This is a genomic window from Streptomyces sp. NPDC057654 (assembly GCF_042800135.1).
GTDB lineage: Bacteria > Actinomycetota > Actinomycetes > Streptomycetales > Streptomycetaceae > Streptomyces.
Map to the genome: position 1 here is coordinate 1 of NZ_JBHVHQ010000460.1, position 6,731 is coordinate 6,731.

General features: G+C 71.7%; 5 protein-coding genes and 1 pseudogene. 2 read left to right on the forward strand and 4 right to left on the reverse strand.

The window, feature by feature from the left end; genetic code table 11:
• Together ACFU99_RS27745 and ACFU99_RS27750 are read left to right on the forward strand one after the other, a co-directional pair.
• On the forward strand, nucleotides 1-403 hold a 403-nt coding region (locus ACFU99_RS27745; RefSeq protein WP_384396975.1), incomplete at its 5' end, for a polysaccharide deacetylase family protein.
• 8 nt (nucleotides 404-411) lie between these two features.
• Nucleotides 412-1,593, forward strand: a complete 1,182-nt coding sequence (locus ACFU99_RS27750; protein ID WP_384396981.1) for a YncE family protein — start codon at nucleotides 412-414, stop codon at nucleotides 1,591-1,593.
• Nucleotides 1,594-1,620: 27 nt separating this feature from the next.
• Here ACFU99_RS27750 and ACFU99_RS27755 read toward each other — a convergent pair whose 3' ends face one another.
• The 4 genes and pseudogenes from ACFU99_RS27755 to ACFU99_RS27770 form a co-directional block, all read right to left on the reverse strand.
• Complete coding sequence (locus ACFU99_RS27755; protein WP_384396984.1) at nucleotides 1,621-3,270, reverse strand: hypothetical protein; 1,650 nt, start codon at nucleotides 3,268-3,270, stop codon at nucleotides 1,621-1,623.
• Between the two features lie 184 nt (nucleotides 3,271-3,454).
• On the reverse strand, nucleotides 3,455-5,653 hold the full coding sequence (locus ACFU99_RS27760; protein WP_384396987.1) for an elongation factor G-like protein EF-G2: 2,199 nt from the start codon (nucleotides 5,651-5,653) through the stop codon (nucleotides 3,455-3,457).
• Between the two features lie 218 nt (nucleotides 5,654-5,871).
• Nucleotides 5,872-6,540: a response regulator gene (locus ACFU99_RS27765; protein ID WP_384396978.1), complete on the reverse strand. Its 669-nt coding sequence runs from the start codon at nucleotides 6,538-6,540 to the stop codon at nucleotides 5,872-5,874.
• Nucleotides 6,537-6,731 (reverse strand): annotated as a pseudogene (locus ACFU99_RS27770) (two-component sensor histidine kinase); the annotation flags it as partial. The gene ACFU99_RS27765 and the pseudogene ACFU99_RS27770, both read right to left, overlap by 4 nt.

The following is a 6,731-nucleotide window of genomic DNA, read 5'->3' on the forward strand; positions in this document are numbered from 1 at the left end:
GCTGGGCAACCACACCATGCGCCACCTCGACATCTCCACGATGTCCGGCGCCGCCGCGTCCGCGGAGATCACCGAGTGCGCCGACCGGCTGCGGCGGCTCACCGGCTCGATCGGCCGCTGGTTCCGGCCCTCCCGCACCCAGTACGCCACCGCACGCGTCACCCGGCTGGCCGCCAGGGCCGGCTACCCGCACGTCCTGTCGTACGACGTGGACTCCCTCGACTTCACCGACCCGGGCGGCGAGGCCGTGCGCCGCACCGTCCTGGCCGCCGTGCGGCCCGGCTCGGTGGTGTCCCTGCACTTCGGGCACGCCGGTACGCTCACCGCGCTGCCCGGCATCCTCGACGGCCTGCACCGGCGCGGACTGCGCGCCGTGACCACTACGGAGCTGCTGACCTCATGACTGACCTCATGACCGGGCCCACTCCTCGCACCGTCCGCCGCACCGCCCTGCTCGCCGTCGCCGGCGTCCTGCTCGCGACGGGCTGCGGGGGCGGCGGCCACCACGACGAGGCCGCCGACCGCACCCCGCGGCCGCACGCCTCCTCCCACACCCCCGACGACGGTCTGCCGGGCATGCCGCCGCTGCTGGACCCGCACGACCTCTACGCGGCGGACCGGCCGAACGCCCTGTCCCCGGTGGTCAAGGACTTCCCCTCCCGCGTGTACGTGCCGAACACCAACTCCGACACGGTCAGCGTCATCGACCCGAAGACGTACAAGGTCATCGAGACGATCAAGGTGGGGCGGCAGCCGCAGCACGTCGTGCCCTCCTGGGACCTGAAGACGCTGTGGGTCAACAACGACCTCGGGCACTCGCTGACGCCCCTGAACCCCGCCACCGGCAAGACCGGCAAACCCGTCGCCGTCCACGACCCGTACAACCTCTACTTCACACCGGACGGCAGATACGCGGTGGTGATGGCCTCCAAGGACCGCGAACTCGTCTTCCGCGACCCGCACACCATGGCGGTCAAGAAGACCGTCCCGGTGACCTGCCGCGGCGTCAACCACGCCGACTTCTCGCCCGACGGCCGGTACTTCATCGTCTCCTGCGAGTTCTCCGGCGAGCTGCTCAAGGTCGACACCGCCGCCATGAAGGTGACCGGACAGCAGAAACTGCCGTTCAAGGGCGCGATGCCGCAGGACGTGAAGATCGCCTCCGACGGGAAGACGTGGTACGTCGCCGACATGATGGCCGACGGGGTGTGGGTCCTGGACGGCGACAAGTTCACCGAGCCGCGCCTGATGCGCACCGGCAAGGGCGCGCACGGGCTCTACGTCTCCCGCGACTCGAAGTCGATGTACATCTCCAACCGCGGCGAGGGTACGATCTCCGTCCTCGACCTGCCCAGCCGCAAGCTGGTGAAGAAGTGGAAGCTGCCGCACGGCGGCAGCCCGGACATGGGCGGGGTCTCCGCGGACGGCAAGGTCCTCTGGCTCTCCGGCCGGTACAACTCCGAGGTCTACGCCGTCGACACCGGCAGCGGCCGGCAGCTCGCCCGCATCCCGGTCGGCAGCGGCCCGCACGGACTGGCGGTCTACCCGCAGCCCGGCCGCTACTCGCTCGGGCACACGGGGATCTTCCGCTGACGGCGTGCGAGAGCGCTCAAGGACCCGTCAGCCCGCGTAGTCGTCCGCCTTGCGCGGCGACGGGTCCTGGACCGCGCCGCTGAGGAACGCCGCGCGGTTGCCGAACTTCGTGATGTCCACGCCGTTCTCCTCCAGCACGTGCAGCGCCGCCTCGTGCACCACGCGCAGTACGGGCGTGGCCGCGCGCATCGCGTCGTCCGCCATGAACCGGTGCCGCCAGGGTTTGTCCGCCCAGGCGTGCCGCAGGCCGAAGGGCTCGGGGAGCTTGAGCTTGCCGCCCCAGTACTCCAGCAGCGGCGGGTACCAGGTCAGGGGGGCGCGCGCCGTCAGCCGGGCGACCTCCCGGGCGTGCACGATCGGCAGCGTCTTCTGGGTCGGCGCCCAGAACTTCAGCCCCTTGATCTCCTTCGTGCGGGCCTTCGGCTTGTTCGAGAAGATCGGGTGCACCGGGCCCAGCGCGTGCCCGGTGATCTCGATGCGCAGGGTCTTGTGCAGGACCGTGACCGTGATCAGCAGCGTGATCACCAGCTGGCCGTCCCACAGCACGAACTGCACGCCCAGGTAGTGCCGGTTGCCGCTGCCGAACTGCTGCTCGTTGCAGATCTTCTGGAGCTCCGAGCCGCGTATTTCGTACGAGCCCTTGTCGCCGCCGCCGGGGCGCGCGACCTCCGAGGCGCCCTCGCCGATGGGGGAGACCACCCAGTGCTCCACGAACGGCGGGGTGAAGCCGCCGGTGTGCAGCGGGCTGCGCTCCAGGAGCTGGAGCTGGTCGTGCACCGCCCGCACCACGTCCCAGCTGCGGAAGGGGTGGATCTCCTTGTCCGGGTCGCTCGGGATGAGGTCCTCGGCCATCTGCCAGCTGCCCCAGCGGGTGCCCATGCCGAGTATGCCCTTGGGCCCGGCGTAGTAGACGACGTTGCTGCGCTGCTCCGCGCTGAGGTGGGCCAGGCTCTGGCGCAGCCGCTCGGCCGCGCTCTCGCCGGGGTTCTTCGGCACCGCCTCGGGGATCTTCGCGCCCACGCCGCCGCCCGCGAGGAGGCCGGTCCAGCGGTCGCGGAGGTCCTTCGCGGTGCGCTCGCAGACGATCTTCGCCCAGTACCCGCCGATGAGCGGGACGACGAGCATCGCGCGCAGGTAGATGCCCCAGAAGCCGTTGAACGGCAGCTTGATCATGAAGATCACGCCGAGGATGCCCAGCGCGAGGAGCAGCGCCGTGCCGAGGAAGCCGGCCCGCTTGTTCTGGGCCCCGGCGATCAGCCGGCGGAGCTGGAAGCCGCCGAGCCACAGCAGCACGCCGGGCAGGAAGAGCACCCCGAAGAGCACCATGATCACGGTCAGCTGGGTGTCGCGCTGCTTGCGGATGCGCAGCGCGGCCAGACAGTGCTCGACGACGGTCTGCGGCTCGATGCCGAACGACTGGATGAGCGGCTTGCGCCCGGCGTCGATCATGCGCTTCTGCACGGCGCGCGAGAACGCCTCGCCCAGATTGGGTTCGAGCAGCGCGAACCGGGGCTTCTGCACCTCGGAGGTGGCCGTGTCCGAGTTGGCCTTGAGCAGCTCGTCCATCGGGCCGTCCCGGTACGCCGCGGAGGCGATCGCCTGCGTCGCCGCCGTCTGTCCGGCCGCGCCCGAAAGCGGAACCTGCGCTCCCGGACTGAAGTCGAACGCGTCCCCTATTGTCACTACCGCCCCCAACGCCGCGCACACCTGGTGATGCGGTCTGTTCCCGACTCCCGCTCACGCCACACCTTGTGAGCTGCCGCTCCAGCGTATCGGCGGTGTCCACCCCATGTCGCCGGAGATCGGGAACCCGGCCGGGAACCCGCCCGCCGCACACGAGTTGCGGCGGGCGGCTCGCGAACTATCGACCGTTCTCGGCCTGTTCCCGGATACGGTCGGAGAGCTGCGCCGGCATCGGCTCGTGACGCGCGTACGAACGGCTGAACCGCCCCGTGCCGTGCGACAGCGACCGCAGGTCCACCGCGTACCGCCCGATCTCGATCTCCGGGATCTCGGCCCGTACGAGCGTGCGCTCCGCCCCCGACTGCTCGGTGCCCACCACCCGGCCGCGCCGCCCGGAGAGGTCGCTCATCACGGCCCCCACGAACTCGTCCGAGACCAGCACCTGGACCTCGGCCACCGGCTCCAGCAGATGGATACGGGCGTCGGCCGCGGCCTCGCGCAGCGCGAGCGCGCCCGCGGTCTGGAAGGCCGCGTCCGAGGAGTCCACCGAGTGCGCCTTGCCGTCGAGCAGCGTGACCCGCACGTCGACCAGGGGATACCCGGCGGCGAGGCCGCGCGCGGCCTGGGCCCGTACGCCCTTCTCCACGGAGGGGATGAACTGCCGGGGCACCGCGCCGCCCACCACCTTGTCCACGAAGTCGATGCCGGAGCCGGGCGGCAGCGGCTCCACCTCGATCTCGCAGATCGCGTACTGGCCGTGGCCGCCCGACTGCTTCACATGCCGCCCGCGGCCCGCGGCCTTCCCGCCGAACGTCTCCCGCAGCGAGACCTTGTGCGGCACGGTGTCGACCTGCACGCCGTACCGGGTGCGCAGCCGCTCCAGGGCCACGTCCATATGGGCCTCGCCCAGGCACCACAGGACCACCTGGTGGGTGTCGGGGTTCTGTTCGAGGCGCATCGTGGGGTCCTCGGCGACGAGGCGGCCGAGCCCCTGCGAGAGCTTGTCCTCGTCGGCCTTGCTGTGCGCCTCGATGGCGACCGGCAGCAGCGGGTCCGGCATCACCCACGCCTCCATGAGCAGCGGCGCGTCCTTGGCGGAGAGGGTGTCGCCGGTCTCCGCGCGGCTCAGCTTCGCCACACAGGCCAGATCGCCCGCGATGGCCTCCGAGACCGTGCGCTGCACCTTCCCGAACGGCGAGGACAGGGCGCCGACCCGCTCGTCGACGTCGTGGTCCTCATGGCCGCGGTCCTGAAGGCCGTGGCCCGAGACGTGCACGGTCTCGTCCGGGCGCAGGGTCCCCGAGAACACCCGGACCAGGGAGATCCGGCCCACGTACGGGTCGGAGGAGGTCTTGACGATCTCCGCGGCCAACGGGCCCGCCGGATCGCAGACCAGGGGGTCCCGCCGGGCGCCGCCGGGGTGCGTGACGGCGGGCGCCTCGCGCTCCAGCGGGGTGGGGAACCCGCCGGTGATCAGTTCCAGCAGCTCCACGGTGCCCAGTCCCTGCCGGGCGCCCTCGGCGGCGGGGGCCGCCGCCAGGACGGGGTGGAACCGGCCGCGCGCCACGGCCCGTTCGAGATCCTCGACGAGCGTCTTGGCGTCGAGTTCCGCGCCGCCGAGATAGCGGTCCATGAGGGTCTCGTCCTCGCTCTCGGCGATGATCCCCTCGATGAGCCGGTTGCGCGCCTCCTCGATCAGCGGCAGATGCTCCGCGTCCGGCTCGTTCTCGGTCCGTACGCCCGTGGAGTAGTCGAAGACCCGCTGGGAGAGCAGGCCGATGAGCCCCGTGACGGCGGCGTGGCCGTCGGCGCCCTCGGCGTCGCGCAGCGGCAAATACAAGGGCAGCACGGAGTCGGGGGAGTCGCCGCCCAGCGCCCGCCGGCAGACCGCCGTCATCTCCTCGAAGTCGGCGCGCGCGGCTTCGAGATGGGTGATGACCAGGGCGCGCGGCATGTTCACCGCGGCGCACTCGTCCCACACCATGCGGGTGGCGCCGTCCACGCCGTCGGCCGCCGAGACGATGAAGAGGGCCGCGTCCGCTGCCCGCAGACCGGCCCTCAACTCCCCGACGAAATCGGCGTAGCCGGGGGTGTCCAGCAGATTGATTTTTATGCCGCCCCACTCCACGGGGACCAGCGACAGCTGTACCGAGCGCTGCTGGCGGTGCTCGATCTCGTCGTAGTCGGAGGCACAGCCGCCGTCCTCGACCCGTCCTGCCCGGTTCACCGCGCCGGTCGCCAGCGCGAGGGCCTCCACCAGAGTCGTCTTCCCGGACCCGCTGTGGCCGACCAGCACCACATTCCGTACGGAGCTGGGTTGGTCGGCCGTCACTGCCCTGCCGGCGGCCCCTGGGTGCGTACTCGTCTTGTCGCCCATGTGTCTCGCCTCCCGGTCGACACTGCGGTAGGTCGAGCTTTCCACCGGGGCCATGACGCGTCCATACATCGCACACGCGGCCGTAACGGGACCGGCCGGACGAAGATCAACTCATCGGCCGGAAATGGACCTTTGGGCAGTGGCCGGAAGGCGGGGCACCGAAAGGGCGTCGAGGGGGCACCGAGGGGGCTTCGAGGGGGCTTCGAGGGGCGCCGCCTTCAGCGGGAGCTGACCGCGCCCGTGTCCCACGCCCAGGCCGCGATCTCCACGCGGTTGCGTACCCCCAGCTTCGTCTGGACGCTCGCCAGATGCGTCTTGACGGTGGAGAGGGAGAGGAACAGCTCCTGGCAGATCTCCTGGTTGGTCCGCCCGACCGCGACCAGCCGCACCACCTCCGACTCCCGCCCGGTCAGCGGCGCGGGCCCCGCCTTCGCCGACGGCTTCCGCCGCTGCTCGCCGAGGCGCGCCAGCAGCCGTACGGTCACGGCCGGGGAGACCAGCGCGTCGCCGCGCGCCGCAGCCCGTACCGCCTCGACCAGCAGCCCCGGCCCCGCGTCCTTCAGGAGGAAGCCGCACGCCCCGTGCCGCATCGCCGTGTAGAGGTAGTCGTCCTGGTCGAAGGTGGTGACGATGACCACCCGAAGCGGATCGGCGGCGTCCGGACCCGCGAGCACGCGGGTCACCTCCAGGCCGTCGAGTCTGGGCATCCGCACGTCCACCAGACACACGTCGGGGCGCAGCCGGCGGGCCGCCTCGACGCACTCGGCGCCGTCCGCGGCCTCGCCGATCACCGTGATGCCGGGCTGCGCGTCGAGGATCAGCCGGAAGCCGGTACGGACCATCTCCTGGTCGTCGGCGATGAGTACGGTCGTCGTGGAGCTGCTCACCTGGGTGATCCTGCCATGGGCCCGCCGCCGGCCGGCGCGGGGAAGACGGCGGCGACCAGCCAGCCGCCGTCGGCCGTCGGCTCGGCCCGCAGCTCGCCGTCCACGGCCTCCACTCGCTCCCGCAGCCCGACCAGCCCGAAGCCGCCGCGCCCGCCCAGCGGCGCGAACCGCCGCTCGGCGGAGGGGGCGTT